Below are 25008 nucleotides of genomic sequence, written 5' to 3'. Positions count from 1 at the left end.
TCAGGGTAGGCCAGCGGTCCCGCCGGGGGCGGACGGTTGGTCGAGGAGATACGGCGAGAGCGAGGACCGGTGGGCGTCCACCCGCAGTGCGTGGTTGAGCGGCGGGAAGGCCCTCTGCGGACACGCGGGGCGGTCGCACATGCGGCAACCGGAGCCGATCTTGGTGGCGGCGTCGACGTCGTCGAGGTCCAGGCCTTGCGCGTACACGGTCCGGTGGGCGTGGCGGGCCTCGCAGCCCAGGCCGATCGCGAACGTCTTGCGCGGCTGGCCGAAACGCATCGGACGGGTGGTGACGGTGCGCGAGACCCACAGATGGAGGCGGTCGTCGGGCATCTGCGCGACCTGCCGCATGATCTTGCCGGGGAACGAGAACGACTCGTAGATGTTCCACAGCGGGCACGTGCCACCGGAGGTCGTGAAGTGGAACCCGGTCGCGGACTGACGCTTGGACATGTTGCCGGCGCGGTCGACGCGCACGAAGCTGAACGGCACCCCGGCCGCGCCCGGCCGCTGCAGGGTCGACAGGCGGTGACACACCGTCTCGTAGCCGGTCGCGTGGAAGGCCATGAGCCGCTCCACGTCGTAGCGGAAGTCCTCGGCGGTGTCGAGGAAGCGCTGGTAGGGCATGAGGACGGCGGCGGCGAAGTAGCTGGCCAGGCCGCGCAGCGCGAGGGCGACGGCGGCGGGGGAGCCGAACGAGCCCTCCTCGACGAGACTGTCGAGCAGGTCGCGGTGCTCGAGGAAGGCCAGCTCGGAGGCCACGCGGAACGCCTGCTGACCGGGCGTGAGGTGGGCGGACAGGTCGAGACGGCGGTCCTCGGTGGAATAGCGGTGCCACAGCCCGTCGGGTAGGTCGACGCGGCGGGCGATGCGGACCCCGTGGGCCTCCGACAGGCGGTGTTCGAGCTCGGCGCGGACGTCGCCGCGGTTGAGCCGGATGCGGGTGGTGAGGTCCTCGGCGGCGGTGTCGAGGGAGTCGATGTAGTTCTGCCGTTGGTAGAAGTAGTCCCGCACCTCCTCGTGCGGCATGGACAGCACCGACCGGTCGACCGAGCTGTCCGGGACGTTGCGGGTCTCGGTCAGCGCGGCGAGCAGGTCCGCGGAGTTGCGGTAGCGCTGGTGCAGGAGCATGAAGGCACGGGCGAGCGCGGGGTGCGCGCGGACAAGGTCGACCACCTCGGCGGCCGGGACCTCAGCGGAGAGCTGCGTGTCGGTGAGCGCCTCGGTGACCGCCGCGATGAGCCGGGTGTCCGAGTCCGAGGCGAAGAACGCGGAGTCCACGCCGTAGACCTCGGAGATCTTCACCAGGACCCGGGAGGTGACGGGGCGGGCGTCCTTCTCGAGTTGGTTGAGGTACGACGACGACAAACCGAGCGACTGCGCGAAGGCGGCCTGGGTCAGGCCGTTCTCCTCGCGCAGTCGGCGGAGTCGCGATCCCATATGTGAGGCCGTCATCGGCTTTCCCTCCGAGGTCCGTGGCGAGCCCCACAATCTTCGCAAACTTTGCAAAGAAGGCAAAGAAACTCGCCACATTCGCACTTGTCGCAGGTAGACGCGCTGTCCGCTGTGTGGCATTGTGTCTCCCGTAAGGGGCCGTAACTCGCAAGAGTGCGAATCCGGACCCGCCCCCGAGACAGAAAAGAGTCGCGATGTCGAACATCGGCAAGGCACGTACCGCTGAAGAGATCCAGCAGGACTGGGACACCAACCCCCGCTGGAAGGGCATCACCCGCAACTACACGGCCGAGCAGGTCGCGGAGCTGCAGGGCACCGTCGTCGAGGAGCACACCCTCGCCCGTCGTGGCGCGGAGATCCTCTGGGACAAGGTCAACAACAAGGACTTCGTCAACTCCCTCGGCGCCCTGACGGGTAACCAGGCCGTCCAGCAGATCCGTGCCGGCCTCGAGGCCGTGTACCTCTCCGGCTGGCAGGTCGCCGGCGACGCCAACCTCTCGGGCCACACCTACCCGGACCAGTCGCTGTACCCGGCCAACTCGGTCCCGACCGTCGTCCGCCGCATCAACAACGCACTGCTGCGTGCCGACGAGATCGCCCGCATCGAGGGCGACACATCGGTCGAGAACTGGCTCGCCCCGATCGTGGCCGACGCCGAGGCCGGCTTCGGTGGCGCCCTGAACGCCTACGAGCTGCAGAAGGCCATGATCAACGCCGGTGCCGCCGGTGTGCACTGGGAGGACCAGCTCGCGTCGGAGAAGAAGTGCGGCCACCTCGGTGGCAAGGTGCTGATCCCGACCAACCAGCACATCCGCACCCTGACCTCGGCCCGCCTCGCCTCGGACGTCGCCAACGTGCCGTCCGTGATCATCGCGCGCACCGACGCCGAGGCCGCGACCCTCATCACCTCCGATGTGGACGAGCGTGACCGCCCGTTCATCACCGGTGAGCGCACCGCCGAGGGCTTCTACCACGTCAAGAACGGCATCGAGCCGTGCATCGAGCGTGCGAAGGCCTACGCCCCGTTCGCCGACATGATCTGGATGGAGACCGGCACCCCGGATCTCGAGTACGCCAAGAAGTTCGCCGAGGGCGTCAAGGCCGAGTTCCCGGACCAGCTCCTGGCCTACAACTGCTCGCCCTCCTTCAACTGGAAGGCGAACCTGGACGACGAGACCATCGCCAAGTTCCAGAAGGAGCTCGGCGCGATGGGCTTCAAGTTCCAGTTCATCACCCTGGCCGGCTTCCACTCGCTCAACTACGGCATGTTCGATCTGGCCCACGGCTACGCCCGCAACCAGATGACGGCGTTCGTCGAGCTGCAGCAGCGCGAGTTCAAGGCCGCCGAGGAGCGTGGCTTCACCGCCGTCAAGCACCAGCGCGAGGTCGGCGCCGGCTACTTCGACCGCATCGCCACCACGGTCGACCCCAACACGTCCACCGCGGCGCTGAAGGGCTCCACCGAGGAGGGTCAGTTCCACTGACCACTGGTCGACCACACACGGTCGACGCAGCAACAGCGTGAACACACCGGGGGCCGCGGCCGTCTCGACGAGGCGGCCCGGCCCCCGGTGGTGTCTCCACCCCAGAGTTTTCTCCTTCCGAAGGACCCAGAACAGATGAACAGCTCCCGCGACGGCGCCGACCCGGGGCGGATCACCCGCGTCGGCGTGGTGGGCGCCGGACAGATGGGCGCCGGCATCGCCGAGGTGTGCGCCCGCGCGCATCTCGACGTCCTCGTCTGGGAATCCACCCGGGAGCTGACCAGCAGCGGCCGCGCCCGCATCCTCGACTCCCTGGACAGGGGAGTGTCCTCCGGCAAGATCACCGCCCGTGAGCGCGAGCAGGCCGCCCTGCGGTTGCGTTTCACCACCGACCTCGGCGACTTCGTCGATCGGCAGCTCGTCATCGAGGCGATCGTCGAGGACACCGATGCCAAGACCGCCGTGTTCCGCGAACTCGACTCGGTCGTCACCGACCCCGACGCCGTCCTGGCGTCCAACACCTCGTCGATCCCCATCATGAAGCTCGGCACGTGCACCGCCCGGCCCGAGCGCGTGATCGGCATGCACTTCTTCCACCCGGTCCCCGTGCTCCCGCTGGTCGAGCTGGTGAGCTCCCTCGAGACCGGCGCCGCGGCCCGCGACCGGGCACAGGCGTTCGCCGAGCAGGCACTGGGCAAACAGGTCGTCCACTCCGCAGACCGTGCCGGGGCCGTGGTCAATGCCCTGCTCGTGCCGTACCTGCTCTCCGCCATCCGGATGGCCGAGTCCGGGTTCGCCACCCCGGAGGACATCGACAAGGCCATGGTCCTGGGCTGCGCCCACCCCATGGGGCCGCTCACCCTGGCTGACCTCGTCGGCCTGGACACCATCAAGGCGATCGCCGACTCGATGTACACCGAGTTCGCCGAGCCGCTGTACTCGCCGCCCCCGCTGCTGCTGCGGATGGTGGAGGCGGGCAGGCTCGGCAAGAAGAGCGGCCGCGGCTTCTACCGCTATGACGCGCCGCGGGCGATGGCACGCGCCGCGCGCTGAGACCATGTCGTCGTCGTCGTCGTCGCCGCCGCCGGCACAGTCACAGTCACCGCCGCCGACCCCCCGCAGCGATACCGCGGGCGACCCCGCACCCACGCCGCCGCACCTCGAACCCGCACGCGCCTCGTCGGTCCTCGGGTACCCGCGCATCGGCCCGCGCCGCGAGCTCAAACGCGCCCTCGAACGGTACTGGCACGGTGACGGGACCCGGGCCGAGCTGCTCGCCACCGGCCGCAGACTCCGCGACGCCACGTGGCACGACCTGCGCGCCGCGGGCATCACGCAGATCCCCGGAAACACCTTCTCCTTCTACGATCACATCCTCGACGACGCCCTGCTCGTGGGCGCGGTCCCCGCGCGGTTCCGCGACCTCGTCCGCGACCTCGGCCCCGTCGACACCGTCTTCGCGCTCGCCCGCGGCCGCGCCGACGTCCCGCCGCTCGAACTGGTCCCGCTGCAGGGCACCTCCTACCTCTACCGCCAGCCGGAGTTCGACGAGGCCTCCGAGCTGGGGCTGCGGCCGGACGAGCTGCTCGCGGAGGTGGCGCGGGCACGGGAGCAGGGGTTCGAGATCAGGCCCGTCGTCACCGGCCCGGTCTCGCTGCTGCTGCTGAGCAAGGCCGCGCCGAGCGCCGCGCCGGGATTCGCGCCGATCGACCTGCTCGACCGCCTGCTCACGGAGTACGAGGCGCTGCTGGGCGTCCTGGCCGGAGCCGGCGTGACGTGCGTGCAGTTCGACGAGCCGTGCATGACGATGGAACGCACCGCCGACGAGATCACGGCGTTGCGCCGTGCCTACGACCGGCTGGCGGCCGTGGTGAGGCGGCCGCGAATCCTGGTGACCGGGGAGTACGGGGACCTGGGGGAGGCGCTGCCGGCGCTGGCCGCGACCGGCATCGAGGCGATCGGCCTGGACCTCGTGTACGGGCGGCGGTCGGCGGCGGACCTCGCGGACGTGCCGGGACTGCGCGGCAAGCGCCTCTACGCCGGCGTGGTGGACGGCCAGAACGTGTGGCGCACCGACAAGTTCGCCACCCTGGACTACCTGCGTGACCTGCGGGCCGTCTTCCCGGACGTGGTGGTATCGACCTCGTGCACGCTGCTGCACGTGCCGTACGACGTGAACGCCGAGCCCGACCTGCCCGCCGAGCTCGCGGACTCGCTGGCGTTCGCCGAGCAGAAGGTCGCCGAGGTGGTCTCGCTCGCGCACGCACTGGTCGACGGCCCCACACCGTGCTGGCGCCGGTTGCCGGTACTGCCCAGCGCGCGCCGCGACGACGTGCGGGCGAGGACCGCCCGGGTCGACGACGACGACAAGGTCCGCGTCCCCTATGCCGAGCGGGCTGCCCGGCAGGCCGACCGGCTCGGACTGCCCACGCTGCCGACGGCGACCCTGGGCTCGTTCCCGCAGACGCGGGAGATCCGGCGTGCCCGCAGGGACCTGGCGGACGGGCGGATCGACTACGACAGGTACTGCGACTACCTGCGCGCCGAGATCGCCTCGGTGATCCGGCTGCAGGAGGACATCGGTCTGGACGTGCTGGTGCACGGCGAGGTCGAGCGCAACGACATGGTGCAGTACTTCGCCGAACTGCTCGACGGGTTCGCCGCCACCCGCAGTGGCTGGGTGCAGTCCTACGGCTCGCGCTGCGTGCGGCCACCCATCCTGTACGGCGACGTGGCCCGGCCCGCGCCGATGACCGTGGAGTGGACCGGGTACGCGCAGTCGCTGACCGACCGGCCGGTGAAGGGGATGGTCACCGGCCCGGTGACGATGCTCGCGCGGTCCTTCTGTCGCACGGACCTGGCACTGCCCGAGGTCGCCACGCAGCTCGCGCTGGTGGTGCGCGACGAGGTGGCGGACCTGGAGGCGGCGGGGACGGCGATCATCCAGATCGACGAACCCGCCATCCGGGAACTCCTGCCGCGCCGCGGCGCGGACCGGCGCGCGTACCTCGACTGGGCGGTGGGCACCTTCCGGCTGGCCTCGGCCGGGGCGCGACCGGACACCCAGATCCACACGCACCTCAACTACTCGTCGTTGCAGGAGATGAAGGCGGCGATCGAGGGACTCGACGCCGACGTCACCGCGATCGTCGCGACGCGGTCGATCGAGTGGGTGCTGGAGGCCCTGGAGGACCACACGCTGACCCGGCAGGTCGCGCCCGGGGTGTACGAGTCCCGGTCGGGGTTCGTCCCGGACATCGACCTGCTGCACTCGAGGCTGCTCCGGGCGGTGGACGCGGTGGGGGTGGACCGGCTGTGGGCGGTCCCGGACGGGGGGCTCAAGAGCCGTTACACCTGGCAGTTGGAGCCGAGCCTGCGCAATCTGGTCGCCGCCGCGCGGCGGATCCGACGGGCGGTTGCCCCGGATCCACGGGGTTCCAATAAGATCGGACACAGAACAAGTCCCGGGTCACGGGCCCGGGATCGGTAGTTGAGAGAAGAGGACGACATCATGGCCGGTCAGACGCTCGAGCACACTGGTGCCGCCATCGTCGAGGAGTACTACCCGCCGTACGCGACGGAGGCCGCCCCCACGTACCCGCTGTACTCGACCTCGATCTACGTGGGGTCTGTCATCCTCCTGCTGAGCATGAGCATGCTGGGCCTGCCCATCACCGCCATCGGGTACTACACGGAGAACGCCGGGGTCTCCCTGGGGCTGGTCATCGCGGCGGTCGTCGCGACCACCGCCGTCTTCCTTCTCGGGCTGTTCATCTGCATGTACGGCTTCCGTAAGCACGGCCGCGAGGACGCACACTGACGGTCGACCCGGTCGTGGGTGCCGGCGCGCCCGCTCTCAGGGCGGGCGACCCGGCGACCGACGCCGAGCGGAGGTCAGCCCTCCGTCGTATGAAGATGGTCGCGACGGGGTTCCTCGTCGTGGCCGGTCTGGTCTATCTGGTCGCGGAGTACGCGCTGCACAACGGTGCCGACCCCTGGGTGGGTTACGTCCGCGCCGCCGCCGAGGCGGGGATGGTCGGCGGGCTGGCCGACTGGTTCGCCGTCACCGCCCTGTTCAAGCACCCGCTGGGGATCCCCATCCCGCACACCGCGCTCATCCGCAAGAAGAAGGACCAGCTGGGCACCTCTCTCGGCGGGTTCGTGGGGGAGAACTTCCTCGACCCCGAGATGGTGAGCGAGAAGGTCCGCGGCGCCCGCATCCCCGAACGCGCCGGTGAGTGGCTGGCCGAGGACGACCACCGCGCGATGGCCTCGGACCAGGCCGCCAAGGCCATCCGTGCCGTTCTGGCCGTGCTCCGCGACGACGACGCCGTCGCGATCATCGAACGCACCATCGTCTCCCGCATCGCCGAGCCGGAATGGGGGCCGCCGGCCGGTCGGATCCTCGCCGAGCTCCTCGACGAGGGACGCCACCTGCCCCTGATGGACCTCATGGCCGACCGCGCCCACGGCTGGGTGGAGGCCAACCCCGAGACCATCGACCGCTGGGTCCGCGAGAAGGCCCCCACGTGGGCGCCCCAGTTCGTCAACGAACTGCTCTCCGAGCGTGCCTACCGCGAGCTGCGCGAGTGGACCTGGCAGATCAAGGTCGACAAGCAGCATCCCGTTCGGGTGGCGCTGATCGGGTTCGTCGAGGACTTCGCCCGCGACCTCCAGCACGACCCGTCGACCATGGCCAAGCTCGAGACGTTCAAGCACGAGGTCATGGGCCGCGACGAGGTGCGACGCGCCGCCGGATCGGCGTGGGCGGCCGCCAAGCGCATGATCGTCGAGGCCACCGAGGACTCCTCGTCCACTCTGCGGGTGAAGATCGACGATCTCCTCGGCCGCCTGGCTGACATGCTCGTCGGCGACGAGAAGATGCGGGCGCGGCTCGACGACTACATGACCCGCACCGCCCGCTACGTCGCCGAGAACTACGCCGGCGAGGTCACCTCGATCATCTCCGAGACCGTCGAACGGTGGGACGCCGACGAGGCGTCCGACAAGATCGAGCTGCTCGCGGGCAAGGACCTGCAGTTCATCCGCATCAACGGCACGGTCGTGGGGGCCCTGGCGGGGCTCGTCATCCACACCACCACCGAGCTCATCTTCTGATCCCGGCCCGAGCCTGATCCCAACCCGAGCCTGATCCCGACCTGCCGGCCTGTGTGACCCATCGCACCGCATCGGCGTGCACATAGCGCTTGCTGTAGCAAGCACTCGTTGCTAGCGTTGGGGTCAGGCGATGAGAGACGGACGCCGGAGGGAGGTGACTCCATGGCCGCACAGAGTGGACACACACACGACGAGGCTGCGGAGAGCACCGGAGCACAGGTCGAGGAACCGACCGCCGCGACCCTCGCGCGTCGCAACAAGCCGACGGGTGAGGTGCCGCGTCACAGCGACCTCACCTCGCACGGTGAGGACGACAAGCGTTCGTCTGAGTCGCAGGACATCGGGTCGTTCATCCGCGCCCAGCGGGAGGCCGCCGAGGTGTCCATCCGGCAGCTCGCGGAGCGTGCCGGCGTCTCCAACCCGTATCTGAGCCAGATCGAACGCGGGCTGCGCAAGCCATCCGCCGAGGTCCTGGGTCAGATCGCCCGAGGTCTGAGGTTGTCCGCCGAGGTGCTCTACGCCCGCGCGGGGATCCTCGAACTCAAGCAGGGGAGTCCGGTGAGGGATGCGATCCTCACCGCCCCGGACCTCACAGAGCGACAGAGGGAGGTGCTCGTGGAGATCTACGAGTCGTTCCGAGTGAACAACGCAACGGCAGCCGCCCAGGTCGTCGACGTTCCCTGAGGGAATGCCGGACGGCGGCCCGCAGGGCCACGTGACACCGCACAAGAGAACACCCGCACGACACCACCGAGGAGTCAAAATGGCCGACAAGAAGCCCACTTCCAAGAAGACCGCCGCCGAGGCCGCCGAGCAGCAGGCCAAGGGCGAAGCCGTCAAGGAGCAGGCCCTGGAGGGCCCGCTCGGTCAGGCCATCGCCGCCGTGCGCACCCCGGTCTACGCCTACGTCGGGGTCAACGACCTCGCCATCCAGGCCGTCTCCGGCATGGTCGCGGACCTGCGCCGTCGCGCCGAGGAGGCCGTCACCGAAGCGCAGACCAAGGTCACCGAGCGCGTGGCCGAGGCGCAGAACCGCATCAACGAGCGCGTGGCCGGGGCGCAGAACCGCGTCACCGAGGTCCAGCACCGCGTGAACGAGGTCCCCGAGCGCGTCCAGGCCCTGCCGGCCGAGGTCGAGGAGCTCGTCACCCGCTTCCGCCCGGAGGAGCTGCGTAAGGTCGCCGACGCGTACGTCCAGGTCGCGGCCGGGATCTACGGCGGCCTCGCCGCCCGCGGCGAGGACGTCGTGAGCCGGCTCCGCGAGGAGAACCCGCAGCTCGAGGCCGGCCTGGCCCGAGTCAACGAGCAGGTGGCCCGCGCCGCCGGCGCCGTCGAGGAGCAGGTCGAGCTGGGCGAGGACGCCCTCGGTACCGTCGCCCGCCAGACCCGCACGATCGGTGTGAAGGCGGCCGGCCGCGTCTCCAAGAGCGCCCGCCAGGCGGCCGGGACCGCCGGCGACGCCGCCGACTCTGCGGCCGAGCGGGTCGACGAGGTGGCCGAGCGCGTCGACAAGACGGCGGGCAAGGCCGCCGACAACGTCGACAAGGCCGCTGACAAGGCCGCCGACCGCGTCGACCAGGCCGCCTCCAAGGCGTCCGCCGAGGTCGCTCGCGGCACCGCCGAGGTCGAGGCCCGCACGGCCAAGAAGGCACCGGCCAAGAAGGCTGCCGCCAAGAAGGCCCCGGCCAAGAAGGCGCCCGCCAAGAAGGCCGCCACGAAGTCGACGACCACCAAGGCCACGGCCACCCCGTCGACGACGGGTGCGGCGACCGCCGACAAGCCGGCTGCGACCAAGCCGGCCGCGGGTAAGCCCGCGGCGTCCAAGCCCGCCGCCACCAAGCCGGCTGCCACCAAGTCGACTGCTGCCAAGCCGGCCGCCGCATCGGCCGGGAGCGATTCGGACGCCCCCACGCCGATGGAGCTCGCGGACAACGATCCCGCGCTGACCACCGCGGACACCCCGTTGCCCCCCGCCGGCACCGACCGCGTCTGATACAGCGGCACCTGACGCCCCGGCCCTCCTCCTACGGAGGGGGCCGGGGCGTCGTGCGTTGCGGTCCGCGGTGTCCTGCCCGGCCCCAGCCGGCGGACAGGCGGCGGCCGGGCGGGGACCGGGCGCGGATCTGGACGCCGTGAACATGGTCACACCGCGGTGCCATGGGCGCCGACTACACTGGGCCGCGTGATTGACACTCTTCCCGGGACGTGGGGCATGGTCCAGTTGGCTATCCAGGGCGCGCTCGTCGTGTGGGCCCTGGCGGGACTGGTGCTGGCAGTCCTCCCGCCCGCGTCGGCGTACTCGATCGAGGGCAAGTGGCCCAAGCCCGCCTGGATCGGCATCTGCGCCGTGGCCGCCCTCATGTTCGCGATCCGGCCGTTCGGCTTCCTCGGCATCATCGCGATGGTGGCAGTGGGTGTGTTCTTCGCCGACGTCCGGCCCGCTGTCGGGGGACGGCGCAGGTGACACCACCGGAGGCCGACGGGCTCCAGCGGATCGAGGAGCTGGCCGAGGACTCCGGCACCACGGTGCGCAACATCCGCGTCTACCAGGAGCGGGGACTTCTCCCGGCCCCCGTCCGCAGGGGTCGCACCGCGTTCTACGGGCCCGACCACAAGAACCGACTGAACCAGATCCTCCGGCTGCTCGACCGCGGCTACACGTTCGCCACCATCGAGGAGCTGTTCATCGCGGAGCGCCACGGCTTCACGCTCTCCGAGCTTCTGAACTCGGACGCCGTCCTACCGGAGCGACGCTCGAGCGGCACCCGCCGCCGCCTCCCTCGTGGCGGCATGGAGGCCGTCGCGGGCTTCGAGTTCGCCGAGGAACTCCTCGACCAGGGATCGGCCATCGGCCTGGTCAGTGAGCCGAGTGCTGCCGACCATTTCTTCGCGGACCGCTACATGTACGAGCTGTTCCGCGAACTCATCGTCCTCGGGGTCGGTGAGGAGGGGATCGACAAGATCGGTCGCCTGTTCCTCAAGGGGCAGAGCACCTCGGCCGAGGCGCTCGACATCCTGGTGGAGACGATGCGCGACGCCGGGATGGACCAGTCCGTCATCATCAAGAGGGTCACGGGGATCATGCCCCGGGCCGGCGCCGCCGCCCGCCTGATCTTCCTCTCGGCGGCCGAGACCCTGCTCAGCGAGCGGCACGGCTTCCCCAAGAGCTGACCTCCCCGGGAGCGGACCTCCCAGGGGAGCTGACTTCCCCGGGAGCGGACCTAGGTGAACACGACGGTGCGTCCGCCGTGGACCAGCACCCGGTCCTCGAGGTGCCAGCGCAGACCCTTGGCCAGGACCAGCTTCTCGGCGTCGCGCCCCTGCCGGACCATGTCCTTCACCGTCGCCGTGTGGTCCACGCGGATGACGTCCTGCTCGATGATCGGCCCCTCGTCGAGGTCGGCGGTCACGTAGTGGCAGGTCGCCCCGATCAGTTTCACGCCGCGGACATGCGCCTGGTGGTAGGGGCGGGCGCCCACGAAGCTGGGCAGGAAGCTGTGGTGGATGTTGAGGGCACGCCCGGCCCACTTCGTGCAGAGCTCGTCCGGCAGGACCTGCATGAAGCGGGCCAGCACGATCGCGTGCGGGTCGATCTCGTCGACGATCGCGGCGACCTCCGCGAATGCCGGGCCTCGCTCGGCGGGGTCGGCCGGGAACGGCACGTGGTGGAAGGGCGCACCGTGCGACTCGGCCATGCCGCGCAGATTCTCGTGGTTGCCGATCACGGCCCGGACCCGCGCAGGGTAGTCACCGCTCTCCACCCGACCCAGCAGGTCGTGGAGGCAGTGCCCCTCCTTCGAGACCAGGATGACGACGTCCTTGGGCTCGGAGGAGTCCGAGATGTGCCAGTCGGTCTCCGGGCCCAGTTCGGCTGCAACCCGCTCGAAGCGGCGCCGCAGTTCGTCGATCTCCATGCCGATCGACTCGGCGCTCACGGACTGGCGGGTGAAGAACCAGTTCGAGTCCTCGTCCGCGTGGTAGGCCGCCTCCGTGATCGTCCCGCCCAGCTCGGCGAGGAAGGTGGCGATCCGGGCGACGATACCGATGCGGTCCGGGCAACCCAGGGTGAGGACGAAGCGACGTGACATGAGTGCCCATTGTGCCAGCAGGGAAGACGGGCGCCCCCGCTAGGCTGGCCGGCATGGACGCCACTGCGACGAACGAGCTGACCCGCGCCCGGGTCGCCGCCATGATCGACCACACCCTGCTCTCCCCCGACGCCTCCCGCGACGACGTCCGGGCCTGCGTCGACGAGGCCCGCGAGTTGGGAGTCAAGGCCGTGTGCGTGAGCCCGGCCATGCTCCCGGTGCGGGGTGAGGAGCTCGTCGTCGCCACGGTGGCCGGTTTCCCCTCCGGCAAGCACCACTCGCTGGTCAAGGCGATGGAGGGCAGGCTCGCGGTGGACCAGGGGGCCCGTGAGGTGGACATGGTGATCGATGTGGGCGCCGCCATCGCCGGACTGGTCGACGAGGTCATGGCCGATGTGCTGGCCATGCGGGATGCCGTGCCGCCGCCAGTGGTCATCAAGGTGATCCTCGAGACCGCGGCCATCCACAAGGCGCTGGGCGAGGAGGCGGGCGACGAACGAATCGAGGCCCTCTGCCATGCCGTCGCCCGGGCGGGGGCCGATTTCGTCAAGACCTCCACCGGTTTCCACCCTGCCGGCGGCGCCAGCGTGCGCGCGGTCGAGGCCATGCACCGGGCGGTGGGCGGCCGGCTGGGCATCAAGGCCTCGGGCGGGATCCGTGACGCGGATACCGCCCGCGCGATGATCGCCGCCGGTGCGACCCGCCTCGGGCTGTCGGGCTCCCGCGCGGTGCTGGAGGGCTTCCCCGAATAGCCGCGTCGCCCGTCGCCCGTCGCCCGACTGCCGACCGTCCGACTGCTGACCGTCCGACTGCCGACCGCCCGGGATCAGCCCGTGGTCAGCACCATCTTGCCGGCGGTCCGACCGGTCTGGCCGCGACGGTGCGCCTCGGCGGCCTGCTCCAACGGGAAGACCTCGGCGATCGTCGCCCGGAGTTCCCCCTGCTCGACGAGCTCGGTGATCGAGACCAGGTCGTGGCGCGAGGAATCCACGAGCATCCGGACCGCACGCACCCCCAGCTCCTCGGCCTCCCGGAAGAAGTCGCCGGACCCCACGGGCAGGATCGACACCACGATCCCGCCGGGACGCAGCGTCCGCAGGGAGTCGAGGGACGTCTGACCGCCGATCGTGTCGAGCACGGCGTCCACGTCGCTGACCGCCTCCGCGATGTCGACGTCGTGGTAGTCGATCGCCTCGTCGACGCCGAGCTCGCGCAGGAAGTCGTGCTTACCGGCGCTGGCGGTGCCGATCACGTACGCGCCGCGGGACTTGGCGATCTGCACGGCCACGTGCCCGACCCCGCCGGCGGCGGCGTGGATGAGCACCCGCTGGCCCGGCTGGATGTCGGCGTACTCGACGAGCGCCTGCCAGGCGGTCAGCGACACGAGCGGCAGGGCGGCGGCCTGCACGTGGTCGAGGGAGGCGGGCTTGGGGGCGAACCAGGCCGCGGGGGCGGCGACGTACTCGGCGTGGGCTCCGTGCCCGAACGGGTACGAGAGCATCCCGAACACCTCGTCGCCGGGGGAGAAGCGCGCGACGCCGATGCCCACCTCCTCGACCACTCCGGACAGGTCCCAGCCGAGCACAAAGGGGGGCTTACCGAGGAAGCCGCCGTTCTCACGGTGCTTCCAGTCGGTGGGGTTGACGCTGGCGGCCTCGACCCGGATGAGGACCTCGTTGGTGCGCGGGGTGGGGCGGGGGAGGTCGACGACGGCGAGGACGTCCGGCTCCCCGAGGGTGTCCTGGTGCACGGCGCGCATGGTGGTGTCGTTGCTCATGGACCCAGGGTAGGCAGATTCCGCGGTCGCCGGTCGGGCGCGGAGCGGCGGGGCGACGTCAGAGCCGGTGCAGCTCGACGTCACCCAGCGCGCCGCCGACGATGCTCGCGGTCATGTAGGTGCAGTGCGGTTGGCGTCGCCGGTCGGTCGGGGAGCCCGGGTTGAGCAGTCGCAGGCCGCCCTGGCCGGACGCCTTCGGCGCGGTGGTGTCCCACGGGATGTGCGAATGCCCGAACACCAGGACGTCGGTGTCCGGGTAGGCCTTGGCCATGCGTGTGTCGCGGCCCGCGGACGCGCCGGCCTCGTGCGTCACCACCAGACGCACGCCGTCGATCGTCTCGCGTGCCACCTCGGGCAGGCGCTCGCGCAGGTCCGGACCGTCGTTGTTGCCCCAGCAGGCGATGAGTCGAGCCGAGCGTTCCTCCAACGAGTCGAGGAGCCCCACGTCCATCCAGTCGCCCGCGTGGATCACGATGTCCGCGGCGTCGACCTCGTCCCACACCCGCTCGGGCAGGTCGCGGGCCCGCGTGGGGACGTGGGTGTCGGCGATGAGCAGCAGGCGGGTGCCGGCGTCACTGCCGCCCGTGACCCTGCCGTTCGAGACCCTGCCGCTCGAGACCCTGCCGTCCGCGTGAGGCGCAGGGGTCACTCGGTCGCCTCGAGCACGACATCCTGCCCGGCGATGTCGACGGTCATGCCGCCCGGCACCACCCGGACGCCGGTCAACTGGACACCCTCCGGCAGTTCGGCCAGCGCCGAGTCCATCATCGAGACGGTCCCGCCGAGGAACTCGGAGGGCAGCGGGAAGCCGAGGATCGACGCCTGCTCCGGCTGCATCTCGAGGTCGCCACCGATGAGCCGCGGCGTCACGACCGCCTCGGCCAGGCCGCTGATCGAGACGCGCAGGGTGCCGGCGGCGGGGTCGGCGATGATCTCCTGGACCTGGATCAGCCCGCCGAGCAGGGTGTCGCCGGCCGCGCCCTCGGACTGGGCGGCGGCGGACATGGTCTGCTCGGAGACGAACGCGGTCCCGGTCAGCGAGTCCACGTAGGTCAGGTCGCCTTCGGTGCGCACGCCGTCGGCCCGGATGTCGATCTGCGGTGCCGGGCCGGTCGCGCCGTCGGCCGCCGAGCCGTCGGTGGTGATGCGAACGGAGCCGAGATTGCCGTCGATGTAGGACAGGATCACCGGGCGCGCACCGAGTTCGACCTGGGCGGGCGACCCCAGGCTGGCGGTCACCTCGTCGCTCATGCGGTTCTTGATGGCGTTGCGCATGCCGAACTCGAGACCGACCAGGGCCGCGACGAGGCCCACGGCGAGAAGCGCCGCGATGATCGCGATCAGCGGCCCGCGTCCCCGCCGGCTCCCGCCGTCAGCGCCGGATCCGCCCGAGCCGGGCCCGCCCGGGCCGCGCTCGGCCGTCCAGGGTCCACCCGTGTCGGAGGCGCCGGGGCCCTGCGAGCCGGTTCCGGAGGCTGCGGCGAATTGCTGCGTCTCGGCGTGCTGGACGCCGGGCCGGTCGTAGGCGGGGAGTCGCTGGGTGTCGTGCGGCTGCTGCATTCGTCCGATTGTCACCGATCCGGGCCGGTCGTGCAGTGCCCACGTCCCCGCCGCAGGTCAGCGTGCGGCGGTCCAGCGGCGCAGGTGCTGGTACTCGGCCTCGAACAGTCGGTCCAGGTGCCCCACGACGAGCTTCTCGAGCTTGCCGCCGAGCAGCGGAACCGACACCTTGACCTGACCGGAGACGGATTCGTGGGCCGCCCCGTCCCGGTGGACGGCCTCGGCGCCGCCGTCGATCATGCCGAGCCCGCCCGCGGCCTCGGCGCGGGCCGATCCGGTGAACCGCTCTCCGTCGAAGTCGCCGAAGGTGCTGGTCCGGACGATCACCAGCTGCCCGGGCAGGACCTTGCGCGCGAGGTCGGGGATGTCGGAGTCGGGGATGTGCTGGGTGACGGTCACGGTGATCGTGTCGCCGGTGGTGGAGAAGTCGTCGAGGGTGTCCTCGGGGCTGCCGACGGCGGCGATGCGGTCGTGCCAGAAGGCCTCGTCGCCGTAGGAGGTGAACACGTTCTCGACGTGCGTGTCGATACGTGCCGTGTGGGAGAAGCGGGTCGCCATGGGGTCAGACCCTACAAGCCGCCGGTTACCCTCGGTCGTGTGAACCCGTCGCCGCCCGACCCCGCCGGCACCGCGCCGCACCCCGCGGGCACCCATCCGCACCCCGCCGACCCGGTCGTCGCCCAGCTGTCCCACATCAGCGGCATCGACGTGGCGCCCGGTGCCCGCCTCGCGGACCTGACCACCCTGCGCATCGGCGGCCGCCCCCGCGCGCTGCTGGAGTGTGCGACCCCGGACGCGGTCGTCGCGGCGGTCCGCGCCCTGGACGCCGCGGACGTGCCGGTGCTCGTGTTGGGGGGCGGTTCGAACCTGGTGGTGGCCGGTGGCGACCTCGACCTGGTGGCGGTGGCGGTGCGCAACAGGGAGATCGACTACCTCGCCGGCCCGACCGAGGACCAGCTCGTCGTCCGCGCGGGCGCGGGCCTGACCTGGGACGATCTGGTCGCCGACACGGTCGGGCGCGGGTACGGCGGCCTCGAGTGTCTGTCCGGCATCCCCGGATCGGTGGGCGCGACGCCCGTGCAGAACGTCGGCGCCTACGGGGTGGAGGTCGCCCAGATCCTGCACCGCGTGCGCTGGTTCGACCGCGCCACCGGCGTCGACGAATGGGTCACCCCCGACGCCCTCGGCCTCGAATACCGGACGTCCGTGCTCAAGAACACCGACCGCGCCGTGGTCCTCGAGGTGGAGTTCCGCCTCGACCCCGCCGGACGCAGCGAACCGATCCGCTACGCCGAACTCGCCGGCCGCCTGGGCGTCGCCCCGGGTGACCGGACCGACCCGGCCGTGGTGCGGCGCACGGTGCTGGACCTGCGCCGCGGCAAGGGGATGGTGCTCGACGACGACGACTCCGACACCTGGTCCGCGGGATCGTTCTTCACCAACCCGGTGATTCCCCAGGACGAACTCCCCACGGTGCGATCCCGGGTGGCCGCTAGGCTCGGCACCGCGCAGTCTGAGCAGATGCCCGCCTTCTCCGCGCCCGGGGGCGTCAAACTCTCGGCGGGATGGCTCATCGAGCGGGCCGGTTTCTCCAAGGGGCATCCCTCGTCGTCGTCACCCGCTCGTCTCTCCACCAAACACTCGCTGGCGCTGACCAACAGGGGTTCGGCCACCGCGGACGACGTGATCGCGTTGGCGCGCGAGGTGCGTGACGGGGTGCGCGAGGCGTTCGGCGTGGAGCTGCACCCCGAGCCGGTGTGGGTGGGCTGCCGCATCTGACCCGGGCCGCCCGGCACAGCCGCGCGACCCTGATTCCCCCCTGCGCCGCCCACCCTGGCACGCTGGAGTCCGACCTTTGTGGTCTGTCCCGCCCCGTGCGCCCGATCCGGCGCCGCTCGTCGTTGGAGAAACCCGTGGACCTGTTCGCGTATCCGGTGTCACTCGTCATGAAGTTCTGGCACTGGGCGTTGAGCTTCGTCGTGGACCCCGACTCCGGCATCGCATGGGTCGGCTCGGTGTTGCTGCTGGTGGTGACCGTGCGGCTGCTGCTCATGCGGTCCATGTGGCGGCAGCAGTACTCGATGCGCAAGATGGCGCAGCTCGCTCCCAAGATGAAGGAGCTGCAGCTCAAGTACAAGGACCGCAAGTCCCCGGAGGACCGTCAGGCGCAGGCAAAGGAGATGCAGGAGCTGTACTCCGGTGCCGGCGTCAACCCCGCGGCCGGCTGTTTGCCGCTGCTGGTGCAGATCCCGGTCTTCCTCGGGCTGTACTACGTGCTGCTCAACTTCTCGCCTCCCGGCAAGTCCATCGAGGAGGCCTCGACCATGACCAACGGGGCGTTCCAGCCCGAGCAGGTCGCCTCCTTCCTCAACGCCGAGATCTTCGGGGTGCCGCTGGCGTCCTACATCCGGATGCCGCAGGAGGTCATGGACTCGCTGCACCCGGGGCTCGTGCGCGAGGACATCCTCATGCTGGCCGTGCCGCTGTTCGTGCTGGCCGGTATCGCCACGTTCATCAACATGTGGAACTCCTTCCGCCGGCAGAAGGCGGCCAAGGCGGCCGAGCAGGCGGCGGTCGCGCAGGTCGAGGCCGAGGAGCGCGCCGGCGGGCCGTTCGTCGACGGCGAGGTGGTCGAGATCGACGGGGAGAAGCCCGCCACCGCGGCCGACGCCGACGCCGGGTCGGAGAGCGGCTCCACTGCGCCCGACCGCCGCGATGGCGCGGCCGGAACCCCGGGCGCTCCCGCCACCGCGGGCGCTGCCGGCGCGGCCGGTCCGGGCGCTGGTGCGGCGGCCAAGCCGCAGGACTTCCAGTCGATGGCCGAGTCCATGACCGAGTCGATGAACCAGTCGATGAAGATCATGATGTACCTCTTCCCGTTCTTCCCGATCGTGGGCGCGTACTTCTTCAACTTCCCCATCGCGATCGGCCTGTACTGGCTCACCAACAACATCTGGACCGCGGTGCAGTCGCACTTCTTCATGGAGCGGCTCGAGAAGGAACTGCCCATGAGCAGCCGCGAGGGCCTGCCGCCCAGCGCGTTCATGTAACCCTCGCCGCCGCCCCGGGCACCCGTAGAGTGCGAACTCTTGCCGCCGCAGCGACCCCGGCGTAGCGTCAGCGGGTACGTCGGCAGATGCACGGCGCGACCACGGGGAGATCCGGGGCCGCGAGGGGCGTAGCCGAGAAGACCTGGACGAGGAGATCGAAGGACAGTGCTGAACCGCAGGTGAGTCCCGGCCCCACGCCACCTCTCCTGGAGCACGCATGTCTTCCCTCGTCCTGTCGGACGTCGCGTACGCGTTTCCCGACGACACCCCACTCTTCGACGGGCTCGACCTCGCCGTCGGTCCCGGACTGACCTCCCTCGTCGGCCGCAACGGTGCCGGTAAGAGCACCCTGCTCCGCCTCATCGCGGGCGAACGTCGGCCGACGCGCGGGTCGATCACCGTCGACGGCGATCCGGCGGGCCCGCCCACCGTGGGATACCTGCCGCAACTGCTCGCCGACGCCCCGGCGGGGCGGACCCTCGCCGATGAGCTCGGCGTGGGCGGGCGACTGGCGGCGTTGGCGCGGATCGAGGCGGGGGAGGGCGACGACGACGACTTCGGGCTCGCCGGCGATGACTGGGCCGTGGCCGAGCGCACGATCGCGCTGCTCGACGACCTGGGCCTGCCGACCGAGTTGGACCGGCCCGTGGTGGCGCTGTCCGGCGGGGAGCGCACTCTGGCCGCGGTGGCGGGTCGGCTGCTCGGGCGGCCGCGGGTCCTCCTGCTGGACGAACCCACCAACAATCTCGACGGGCGGGCGCGGGAGCGGCTGTTCGCGGCGATCGGCGGGTTCGTCGGCGGCGGCGATCGCGTGGTCCTGGTGGTGAGCCACGATCTCGAGCTGTTGGACCGTGCCGGCAGGACGGTTGAGCTGCGGGCCGGCCGGTGCCGGGTGTTCGGCGGGCCGTATGCGCACTACCGCGAGGTGATCGAGACCGAGCAGGCCGCCGCGGTGCAGTCGCTGACCGGGGCGCGGAACGACCTGCGCGCCGAGAGGCGGGACAGGGTCGAGGGGGTCGAGAAGGCGAGCCGGCGGGTCGCGCAGGGGCGGCGGGTGCAGGCGGCGGGCGGAATGCCCAAGATCCTCATGAACGCCCGTCGCGCGTCGGCGCAGGAATCGGCCGGCCGGTTGCGGGCGGTCCACGACCACGGCGTCGAGCAGGCGCGGGAGCGGATGCGCGCAGCCGATGCCGCGGTCCGGCGCGACGAGCAGCTGCGGGTCGAGCTGCCCGACCCCGGGTTGCCGGCCGGCCGGGTGGTGCTGGATGTCGCCGACCCCGTCGCGGGCCGGGTCCATCTCGCGGGGCCCGCGCGCGTGCGCCTGGCCGGGCCGAACGGCAGCGGCAAGACGACGCTGCTGCGACGCCTCCTCGGCGCTCGCGGTCCGGACCGCGCCGGCGGCGTCGACGAGGGGTTCGATGACGATGGGTTCGACGACGAGGTGGTCCATGTCCCGTTTGCCCTGCTGCCGCAGGATCTGCGCGTCGAGCATCCGGAGTGGTCGGTCATCGACGCGATCCGAGCCGTCCGCCCCGCCGCGTCGGCGGAGGAGGCCCACGCCCACGCGGCGCGGCTGCTGTTCACCGGCCGGGCCGGGTTCCGCCGACTCGGCGACCTGTCGGGCGGCGAGCGACTCCGTGCGGCGCTGGCGGCGCGGCTGTTCGCCCGCCCGGTCCCGCAGTTGCTGGTCCTGGACGAGCCGACCAACAACCTCGACCTCGACGGTGTAGAGGTGCTCGCCGACGCGCTCTCGCAGTGGCGCGGTGCGCTGCTGCTGGTCAGTCACGACGACGGCTTCTGCGATCGGGTGGGGGTGGACGACGTGATCATCCTCGGCTGACCCCGCGTCGGGCGGGGTGGACGACACCGCACACCCATCCGCAGAAAGGACCCACCATGCGCAAGCTCATCTACTACGTGGCTGTGAGCGTCGACGGTTTCATCGCCGACCCCGGCGGCGGCTTCGACGACTTTCTCGTCGAGGGCGACCACATGCCCTGGATCATCGAGCACTACCCGGAGACGATCCCCGGCCACCTGCGCGAGCCGCTCGGGCTGATGCAGACCCCACACCGGGTGTTCGACACGGTGATCATGGGCCGCACCACCCATCAGGTGGCCGTGGACGAGGGCCTGTCCAGCGGGTACCCGCACCTGCGCCAGTACGTCGTGACCCACCGGCCGGATGAGCTACCCGCCGAGGAGGGGCTGACCGCATCCGACGAGGACCCGGTGACGCTGGTCCGCCGGCTCAAGGCCGAGGACTCACCGCTGCACATCTGGCTGTGCGGGGGCGGGATGCTGGCAGGGCAGGTGGTCGACGAGATCGACGAGTTCCGCCTCAAGGTCAATCCGGTCGTCCTCGGCGCGGGCATCTCGCTGGTGGCGCGGGCGACGGGTGGGTCGGGCGCGGCGGCCGGGGCGCTCCCGCTGGCACTGACCCGTCGGACGCGTCGGGACTTCGTGAGCGGGGTGAGCTACGTAGAGTTCTCCCGCGGCTGACCGCAACGCCCGCCGCGCCGCTGCCTCCCCGCCACCGCGCCGCCACCGCCCTGCCGCCGCCCTGCCGCCTCGCCTCCCAGGGCCGCCAACGAGAAGGCAGTTCCGCGCACCCTCTACTCGGCGGATGCGTGCGAAACAGTCTTCTCGACGGCGTGGGGGCGCGGCGGCGCGGTGGCCCGGCGGCGCGGTGGCCCGGCGGCGCAGCCGGCGTGGGTCAGACCGCGCCGCCGGCGACCGAGGGCGGGGTGCCGGTGTTGGTGGAGGAGTCGTTCTCGCGGGCCAGGTACTCCTCGATGCGGAACCAGTCGTCGGCGGCGCGCTCGGCGATGGTCACCAGGGTGTTCATGTTGGCGACCTCCTCGACCTGCTCGCGGAGGAACCACAGCATGAACTGCTCGCCCAGCGGGTCGGACTCGGCGCGGGCAGCCTGGAACATCGCCTCGATCTGCCGGGTGACCTGCTTCTCCTGCTCCAGTGCCGCACGTAGCGCATCGTCGGGACCGCGGAACTGGGCCTCCGGCGCGGGCACGGCCGGGATCGTCACGGCGATCTCCCGGTCGAGCATGTACTGGACCATCATCATCGCGTGGTTCCGCTCACCCAGGCTGTGCGAGTAGAAGCGCGACGCCAGCTGCGGTAGGTCCTGCGCGTCCGCCCACACGGCGATCGCGATGTACTGCTGACTGGCGGCGAACTCGTGACCGACCTGAGCGGAGAGGAGTTCGACGAATGAGTTCTTGTTCCTGGCCATGGAGGAGGCCCCTTTCGGTAGGGGGCCAGCCTATGGCCGCCAACGGCGTTCTGCCAGGTCAGTAAGCCTAACCTGGGTACACCATGGCCAGCCTCACCTACCGCCCGTCAGCCCCGGTGGGCGCGCATCGCGGAGTGCTGGTCCCGCGGCTTCACCACGATCTGGTCCAGGTTGACGTGCGAGGGCCGGCTCGCCACGAACCCGACGATCTCCGCCACATCCTCGGCCACCATCGGGGTGAGCCCACGGTAGACGGCGGCCGCCTTGTCGTCGTCGCCGTCGAACCTCACGCGGGAGAACTCGGTCTCGACCATGCCGGGCGCGATCTCGGTGAACCGCACCGGCTGGCCCAGATGCTCCCCGCGCAGCGTCCGGTGCAGGACCGCCTGCGCGTGCTTGGCCGAGGTGTAGCCGGAGCCGTTGTCGTACGACTCGAGGGCGGCGATCGAGGTGATGGTGATGACCAGTCCGTCGCCCGTGTCGACCAGCACCGGCATGAGACCGCGGACCATGCGCAGCGTGCCGATGACGTTGGTCTCCCACATCCAACGCCACTGGTCCTCGTCGGCGTCCATCACGCTGGTCGTGCCCTTGGCGCCGCCCGCATTGTTGACCAGCACGTTCAGCCGGGGGATGGCCGCGCAGAACGCCTCGCACGAGTCGGCGTCGGTGACGTCCAGGGGCAGGGCGGTGCCACCGATGTCCGCCGCGAGCGCCTCCAGCCGGTCGACCCGCCGCGCCCCGACGACCACGTGGAAGCCGAGGCCGGCCAGCTCGCGCGCGGACGCCTCACCGATCCCGGACGACGCCCCCGTCACCACCGCGACGCGGGTCTCGGCGGGCAGGGCGGCGAGCCGCTCACGGGCGGCGGAGTGGTCGATGCTCATGGCCTAGAGACTAGGCGGCGGGTCCGACGGGGGTCGACGTGATCCGCTCGCCGGGGCGGAAATGTGTACGGGCCCCGCCGGGGCGGGGATGCTCGACGTGTGAGGCGATTGACGCGGATGGCGCTCGTGCCGGTGATGGCGGCGGTGCTCACCGTGTCCTGCGGCCAGGAGGTGCGGTGCGAGGTGAGTGAGACCGATCTGGAATCGGTGGGGCAGACGTGTCCACTCTTCGGGGTGAGCACTCCCGGCGGACCCGATGCCATCGGGGAGCTACGCGCGGTCACCGCGGCGGTGGAGCGGGCCCCCGCGGTGGAGATGTGGTTCGTCGACTTCACCTCACCGCCACCGATCGGCGCGCTGAACGCCGTCCGAGCGCGGGGCGCGCAGCCGGTGGTGACGTGGGAGCCGTGGCGCGCGCTCGGTGACGGCCGGTACGACACCCGGGCGATCACCCTGGAGCAGATCGCCGACGGAGTCCACGACGACCAGCTCTACCGCTGGGCCGACGAGCTGCGTGCCTGGGGTGGCACCGTTCATCTGCGGTTCGCCCACGAGCCCAACGGTGACTGGTACCCGTGGAGCCCCGCCGGCGGCACCCCGCCCGAGGTGTACGTAGCGGCGTGGCGGCACGTCCACGAGCTGTTCCGGCTCAAACAGGCGACCAACGTGAAGTGGATCTGGGCGGTCAACGTTCCGCACGAGGGGAGCAGCCCGATCGGGGAGCTCTACCCGGGGGACGGGTACGTGGACGTGGTGGGCGTGGACGGATACAACTGGGGCACGTCACAGCCGTGGAGTCGATGGCGGTCGCCGGAGGAGATCTTCGGCTCCACACTCGAGGAGGTGGGTCGCCTGGCACCCGGACTGCCGGTGGTGATCACCGAGGTGGCGAGCGCCGAGAGCGGAGGGTCCAAGGCGGCGTGGAACGGTGAGCTGGTCAGCTATCTTGACGGTCGTCGTGAAGTGTCGGCGTTCATCTGGTTCGATCATGACAAGGAGGCGGATTGGAGGGTGGGCAGCACGCCCGGTTCCGCCGCAGCCCTCGCCGCTGCGCTGAGAAGGGAATGAGACGCCCGATGACCCCGCACCCGTGGAGTGTCCCCGACGACCTCGAGGCCGAAAGGGTGCGCGATCTCCACCGGCTGGGGCTCCTCGATACCCCTCCTGAGGGGCGTTTCGATCAGGTCACCCGGATGGCCAGACGGGTCCTCGGGGTGCCGGCCGCGTCGCTGTCCTTCATGGATCGCGACAGCCAGTGGATCAAGGCCGTCGACGGCCTTGACCTGACCGTCATCCCCCGCGAGAAGACGGTGTGTCGCACCACCATCGCACGCGCGTACCGGCAACCCGACTCGCCCGCGCTGGTCATCGAGGACGCCGCCGCGGACCCGGAATTCGCGGAGATCCCCGGCATCGGCGGGGATGGGGGCATCCGCTTCTACGCCGGGTACCCGCTGTACGGGCCCTCCGGCCACCCGGTGGGCACGTTCTGCCTCTACGACGTCGTCCCACGCAACCTCGACGCGGAGGAGTTCCAGACGTTCATCGAGCTGGCGGAGTGGGCCCAGCGCGAACTCGAGCGCTCGGACGACATCGACAGGGCCGCGGAGATCCAGCGGCAGCTGTTGCCGCGGCCGCTGGAGGATCTCCAAGGCTACGAGGTCGCCGCCACCTGCCTGCCCGCGTTCACGGTCGGCGGTGACTTCTATGACCACTACAGGCGTGGCGACCTTCTGGCGGTCACCGTTGCCGACGTCATGGGCAAGGGGCTGGGAGCCGCGATCGTCGCCTCCGCCGTCCGCGCCTCGATCCGCGGGTCGGCGCGGTTCCTGCGGGAGACCGACGGAGAGCCGGACGCCGGCGCGGTGGCGAGGCTGGCCGCCGACCACCTCGAGCAGGACTTCGAACACACGGAGACCTTCGTCACCGCGTTCTTCGCCTCGGTCGACCTGCCGACCGGCCGGATCGGCTACGTCGACGCCGGCCACGGACTGGCGATGATCCGCCGCGCGGGCGGCGCGATCGAGTCCCTCGACCACGGCGGGATCCCGTTCGGCATCCTCCCGGGCGTCGAGCGGGAGACGGCCCACGCCCACCTCGGTCCGGGGGACATGCTCGTCGTGTGTTCGGACGGCTTGCTCGACCTCCTCGACGAGATCAGCGACCGCACGGCGCTGGAGACGTTCGTCTCCGCCCATCCCGACCCGGCGGACCTGGTCGAAGCGTCCCGCGGGCTGGCGATGGGCCGGCCCCCTCTGGACGACGTGACCGTGGTGGCCGTGCGGAGGGGGGAGTCGTGAGGGCGGTGTCCCCGGCGCCGCCGGTCCGCCGGAGCG

The 25008-nt window shown here is 71.0% G+C and carries 24 protein-coding genes; 16 read left to right on the top strand and 8 right to left on the bottom strand.

Going from position 1 to position 25008, the window contains the following annotated elements:
• Nucleotides 1-1455: an acetate metabolism transcriptional regulator RamB gene (ramB, locus tag J1M64_RS03345; RefSeq protein ID WP_206472783.1), complete on the bottom strand. Its 1455-nt coding sequence runs from the start codon at nt 1453-1455 to the stop codon at nt 1-3.
• Nucleotides 1456-1649: 194 nt separating this feature from the next.
• On the opposite strand from ramB, the gene aceA reads away from it, so the two are divergent.
• The 9 genes from aceA to J1M64_RS03300 all read left to right on the top strand — a co-directional run bounded on the left by aceA (nt 1650) and on the right by J1M64_RS03300 (nt 11228).
• Nucleotides 1650-2939 carry an isocitrate lyase gene (gene aceA / locus J1M64_RS03340; protein ID WP_067717135.1) on the top strand — a complete coding sequence of 430 codons (1290 nt, stop codon included), beginning with the start codon at nt 1650-1652 and terminating at the stop codon, nt 2937-2939.
• Between the two features lie 135 nt (nt 2940-3074).
• Nucleotides 3075-3992, top strand: coding sequence for a 3-hydroxybutyryl-CoA dehydrogenase (locus J1M64_RS03335; RefSeq protein ID WP_206472774.1), 918 nt, complete (start codon nt 3075-3077; stop codon nt 3990-3992).
• A 4-nt stretch (nt 3993-3996) separates the two neighbouring features.
• Complete coding sequence (gene metE, locus J1M64_RS03330) at nt 3997-6429, top strand: 5-methyltetrahydropteroyltriglutamate--homocysteine S-methyltransferase (protein WP_206472772.1); 2433 nt, start codon at nt 3997-3999, stop codon at nt 6427-6429.
• Nucleotides 6430-6450: 21 nt separating this feature from the next.
• Nucleotides 6451-6759, top strand: a complete 309-nt coding sequence (locus J1M64_RS03325) for a hypothetical protein (RefSeq protein WP_206472770.1) — start codon at nt 6451-6453, stop codon at nt 6757-6759.
• Between the two features lie 89 nt (nt 6760-6848).
• The gene (locus J1M64_RS03320; protein ID WP_154829813.1) at nt 6849-8057 is read left to right on the top strand and encodes a DUF445 domain-containing protein; all 1209 of its coding nucleotides are present in this window, start codon (nt 6849-6851) and stop codon (nt 8055-8057) included.
• A 162-nt stretch (nt 8058-8219) separates the two neighbouring features.
• A complete protein-coding gene (locus J1M64_RS03315; RefSeq protein ID WP_067717123.1) occupies nt 8220-8741 on the top strand; it encodes a helix-turn-helix domain-containing protein in 522 nt (173 codons plus the stop codon).
• Nucleotides 8742-8820: 79 nt separating this feature from the next.
• Nucleotides 8821-10050, top strand: a complete 1230-nt coding sequence (locus J1M64_RS03310) for a hypothetical protein (protein ID WP_206472768.1) — start codon at nt 8821-8823, stop codon at nt 10048-10050.
• A 189-nt stretch (nt 10051-10239) separates the two neighbouring features.
• Nucleotides 10240-10521, top strand: a complete 282-nt coding sequence (locus J1M64_RS03305; RefSeq protein WP_206472766.1) for a DUF2516 family protein — start codon at nt 10240-10242, stop codon at nt 10519-10521.
• The gene (locus tag J1M64_RS03300; RefSeq protein WP_206472764.1) at nt 10518-11228 is read left to right on the top strand and encodes a MerR family transcriptional regulator; all 711 of its coding nucleotides are present in this window, start codon (nt 10518-10520) and stop codon (nt 11226-11228) included. The genes J1M64_RS03305 and J1M64_RS03300 overlap by 4 nt, the downstream gene beginning before the upstream one ends.
• A gap of 50 nt (nt 11229-11278) precedes the next feature.
• On the opposite strand, the gene purU is transcribed toward J1M64_RS03300, so the two are convergent.
• Nucleotides 11279-12145 carry a formyltetrahydrofolate deformylase gene (gene purU / locus J1M64_RS03295; RefSeq protein ID WP_067717112.1) on the bottom strand — a complete coding sequence of 289 codons (867 nt, stop codon included), beginning with the start codon at nt 12143-12145 and terminating at the stop codon, nt 11279-11281.
• 53 nt (nt 12146-12198) lie between these two features.
• Between purU and deoC the strand changes: the two genes are divergently transcribed.
• Nucleotides 12199-12897: a deoxyribose-phosphate aldolase gene (gene deoC / locus J1M64_RS03290; protein WP_069390408.1), complete on the top strand. Its 699-nt coding sequence runs from the start codon at nt 12199-12201 to the stop codon at nt 12895-12897.
• 74 nt (nt 12898-12971) lie between these two features.
• On the opposite strand, the gene J1M64_RS03285 is transcribed toward deoC, so the two are convergent.
• From J1M64_RS03285 to J1M64_RS03270, 4 genes are read right to left on the bottom strand one after another with little or no spacing between them, the layout of a single operon-like run.
• The gene (locus J1M64_RS03285; RefSeq protein ID WP_206472762.1) at nt 12972-13922 is read right to left on the bottom strand and encodes an NADP-dependent oxidoreductase; all 951 of its coding nucleotides are present in this window, start codon (nt 13920-13922) and stop codon (nt 12972-12974) included.
• A 58-nt stretch (nt 13923-13980) separates the two neighbouring features.
• A complete protein-coding gene (locus tag J1M64_RS03280; RefSeq protein ID WP_206472760.1) occupies nt 13981-14571 on the bottom strand; it encodes a metallophosphoesterase in 591 nt (196 codons plus the stop codon).
• Complete coding sequence (locus J1M64_RS03275; RefSeq protein WP_206472759.1) at nt 14568-15482, bottom strand: DUF2993 domain-containing protein; 915 nt, start codon at nt 15480-15482, stop codon at nt 14568-14570. The genes J1M64_RS03280 and J1M64_RS03275 overlap by 4 nt, the downstream gene beginning before the upstream one ends.
• 57 nt (nt 15483-15539) lie before the next feature.
• Nucleotides 15540-16040, bottom strand: a complete 501-nt coding sequence (locus tag J1M64_RS03270; protein WP_154829819.1) for a DUF2505 domain-containing protein — start codon at nt 16038-16040, stop codon at nt 15540-15542.
• Nucleotides 16041-16175: 135 nt separating this feature from the next.
• Between J1M64_RS03270 and J1M64_RS03265 the strand changes: the two genes are divergently transcribed.
• The 4 genes from J1M64_RS03265 to J1M64_RS03250 all read left to right on the top strand — a co-directional run bounded on the left by J1M64_RS03265 (nt 16176) and on the right by J1M64_RS03250 (nt 21034).
• On the top strand, nt 16176-17261 hold the full coding sequence (locus J1M64_RS03265) for a UDP-N-acetylmuramate dehydrogenase (protein ID WP_206473198.1): 1086 nt from the start codon (nt 16176-16178) through the stop codon (nt 17259-17261).
• 134 nt (nt 17262-17395) lie between these two features.
• Nucleotides 17396-18532 carry a membrane protein insertase YidC gene (gene yidC / locus J1M64_RS03260; protein WP_206472756.1) on the top strand — a complete coding sequence of 379 codons (1137 nt, stop codon included), beginning with the start codon at nt 17396-17398 and terminating at the stop codon, nt 18530-18532.
• A 217-nt stretch (nt 18533-18749) separates the two neighbouring features.
• Nucleotides 18750-20372, top strand: a complete 1623-nt coding sequence (locus J1M64_RS03255) for an ATP-binding cassette domain-containing protein (protein WP_206472754.1) — start codon at nt 18750-18752, stop codon at nt 20370-20372.
• 56 nt (nt 20373-20428) lie between these two features.
• On the top strand, nt 20429-21034 hold the full coding sequence (locus J1M64_RS03250) for a dihydrofolate reductase family protein (RefSeq protein WP_206472752.1): 606 nt from the start codon (nt 20429-20431) through the stop codon (nt 21032-21034).
• A gap of 214 nt (nt 21035-21248) precedes the next feature.
• Here the strand turns inward: J1M64_RS03250 and J1M64_RS03245 are convergent, their stop codons facing one another.
• Together J1M64_RS03245 and J1M64_RS03240 are read right to left on the bottom strand one after the other, a co-directional pair.
• The gene (locus tag J1M64_RS03245) at nt 21249-21785 is read right to left on the bottom strand and encodes a ferritin (protein ID WP_206472750.1); all 537 of its coding nucleotides are present in this window, start codon (nt 21783-21785) and stop codon (nt 21249-21251) included.
• A gap of 107 nt (nt 21786-21892) precedes the next feature.
• Nucleotides 21893-22672: an SDR family oxidoreductase gene (locus J1M64_RS03240; RefSeq protein ID WP_154829823.1), complete on the bottom strand. Its 780-nt coding sequence runs from the start codon at nt 22670-22672 to the stop codon at nt 21893-21895.
• A 117-nt stretch (nt 22673-22789) separates the two neighbouring features.
• Between J1M64_RS03240 and J1M64_RS03235 the strand changes: the two genes are divergently transcribed.
• A complete protein-coding gene (locus J1M64_RS03235) occupies nt 22790-23740 on the top strand; it encodes a glycosyl hydrolase (RefSeq protein WP_206473197.1) in 951 nt (316 codons plus the stop codon).
• 8 nt (nt 23741-23748) lie between these two features.
• On the top strand, nt 23749-24972 hold the full coding sequence (locus tag J1M64_RS03230) for a PP2C family protein-serine/threonine phosphatase (protein WP_206472748.1): 1224 nt from the start codon (nt 23749-23751) through the stop codon (nt 24970-24972).
• The last annotated feature ends 36 nt before the right edge of the window (nt 24973-25008 follow it).

This window comes from Dietzia sp. KRD202, from assembly GCF_017168155.1.
GTDB classification, from domain to species: domain Bacteria; phylum Actinomycetota; class Actinomycetes; order Mycobacteriales; family Mycobacteriaceae; genus Dietzia; species Dietzia kunjamensis.
Note: the sequence above shows the minus strand (reverse complement) of the source record. Positions and strands in the feature narration are given on the sequence as shown.

Excerpts from the sequence above, each read along its gene's own strand:
- ramB (WP_206472783.1), bottom strand. The coding sequence starts at position 1,455 with ATGACGGCCTCACATATGGGATCGCGACTCCGCCGACTGCGCGAGGAG.
- aceA (WP_067717135.1), top strand. The coding sequence starts at position 1,650 with ATGTCGAACATCGGCAAGGCACGTACCGCTGAAGAGATCCAGCAGGAC.
- J1M64_RS03335 (WP_206472774.1), top strand. The coding sequence starts at position 3,075 with ATGAACAGCTCCCGCGACGGCGCCGACCCGGGGCGGATCACCCGCGTC.
- metE (WP_206472772.1), top strand. The coding sequence starts at position 3,997 with ATGTCGTCGTCGTCGTCGTCGCCGCCGCCGGCACAGTCACAGTCACCG.
- J1M64_RS03325 (WP_206472770.1), top strand. The coding sequence starts at position 6,451 with ATGGCCGGTCAGACGCTCGAGCACACTGGTGCCGCCATCGTCGAGGAG.
- J1M64_RS03320 (WP_154829813.1), top strand. The coding sequence starts at position 6,849 with ATGAAGATGGTCGCGACGGGGTTCCTCGTCGTGGCCGGTCTGGTCTAT.
- J1M64_RS03315 (WP_067717123.1), top strand. The coding sequence starts at position 8,220 with ATGGCCGCACAGAGTGGACACACACACGACGAGGCTGCGGAGAGCACC.
- J1M64_RS03310 (WP_206472768.1), top strand. The coding sequence starts at position 8,821 with ATGGCCGACAAGAAGCCCACTTCCAAGAAGACCGCCGCCGAGGCCGCC.
- purU (WP_067717112.1), bottom strand. The coding sequence starts at position 12,145 with ATGTCACGTCGCTTCGTCCTCACCCTGGGTTGCCCGGACCGCATCGGT.
- deoC (WP_069390408.1), top strand. The coding sequence starts at position 12,199 with ATGGACGCCACTGCGACGAACGAGCTGACCCGCGCCCGGGTCGCCGCC.
- J1M64_RS03285 (WP_206472762.1), bottom strand. The coding sequence starts at position 13,922 with ATGAGCAACGACACCACCATGCGCGCCGTGCACCAGGACACCCTCGGG.
- J1M64_RS03275 (WP_206472759.1), bottom strand. The coding sequence starts at position 15,482 with ATGCAGCAGCCGCACGACACCCAGCGACTCCCCGCCTACGACCGGCCC.
- J1M64_RS03270 (WP_154829819.1), bottom strand. The coding sequence starts at position 16,040 with ATGGCGACCCGCTTCTCCCACACGGCACGTATCGACACGCACGTCGAG.
- J1M64_RS03255 (WP_206472754.1), top strand. The coding sequence starts at position 18,750 with ATGTCTTCCCTCGTCCTGTCGGACGTCGCGTACGCGTTTCCCGACGAC.
- J1M64_RS03250 (WP_206472752.1), top strand. The coding sequence starts at position 20,429 with ATGCGCAAGCTCATCTACTACGTGGCTGTGAGCGTCGACGGTTTCATC.
- J1M64_RS03245 (WP_206472750.1), bottom strand. The coding sequence starts at position 21,785 with ATGGCCAGGAACAAGAACTCATTCGTCGAACTCCTCTCCGCTCAGGTC.
- J1M64_RS03240 (WP_154829823.1), bottom strand. The coding sequence starts at position 22,672 with ATGAGCATCGACCACTCCGCCGCCCGTGAGCGGCTCGCCGCCCTGCCC.
- J1M64_RS03235 (WP_206473197.1), top strand. The coding sequence starts at position 22,790 with ATGGCGCTCGTGCCGGTGATGGCGGCGGTGCTCACCGTGTCCTGCGGC.
- J1M64_RS03230 (WP_206472748.1), top strand. The coding sequence starts at position 23,749 with ATGACCCCGCACCCGTGGAGTGTCCCCGACGACCTCGAGGCCGAAAGG.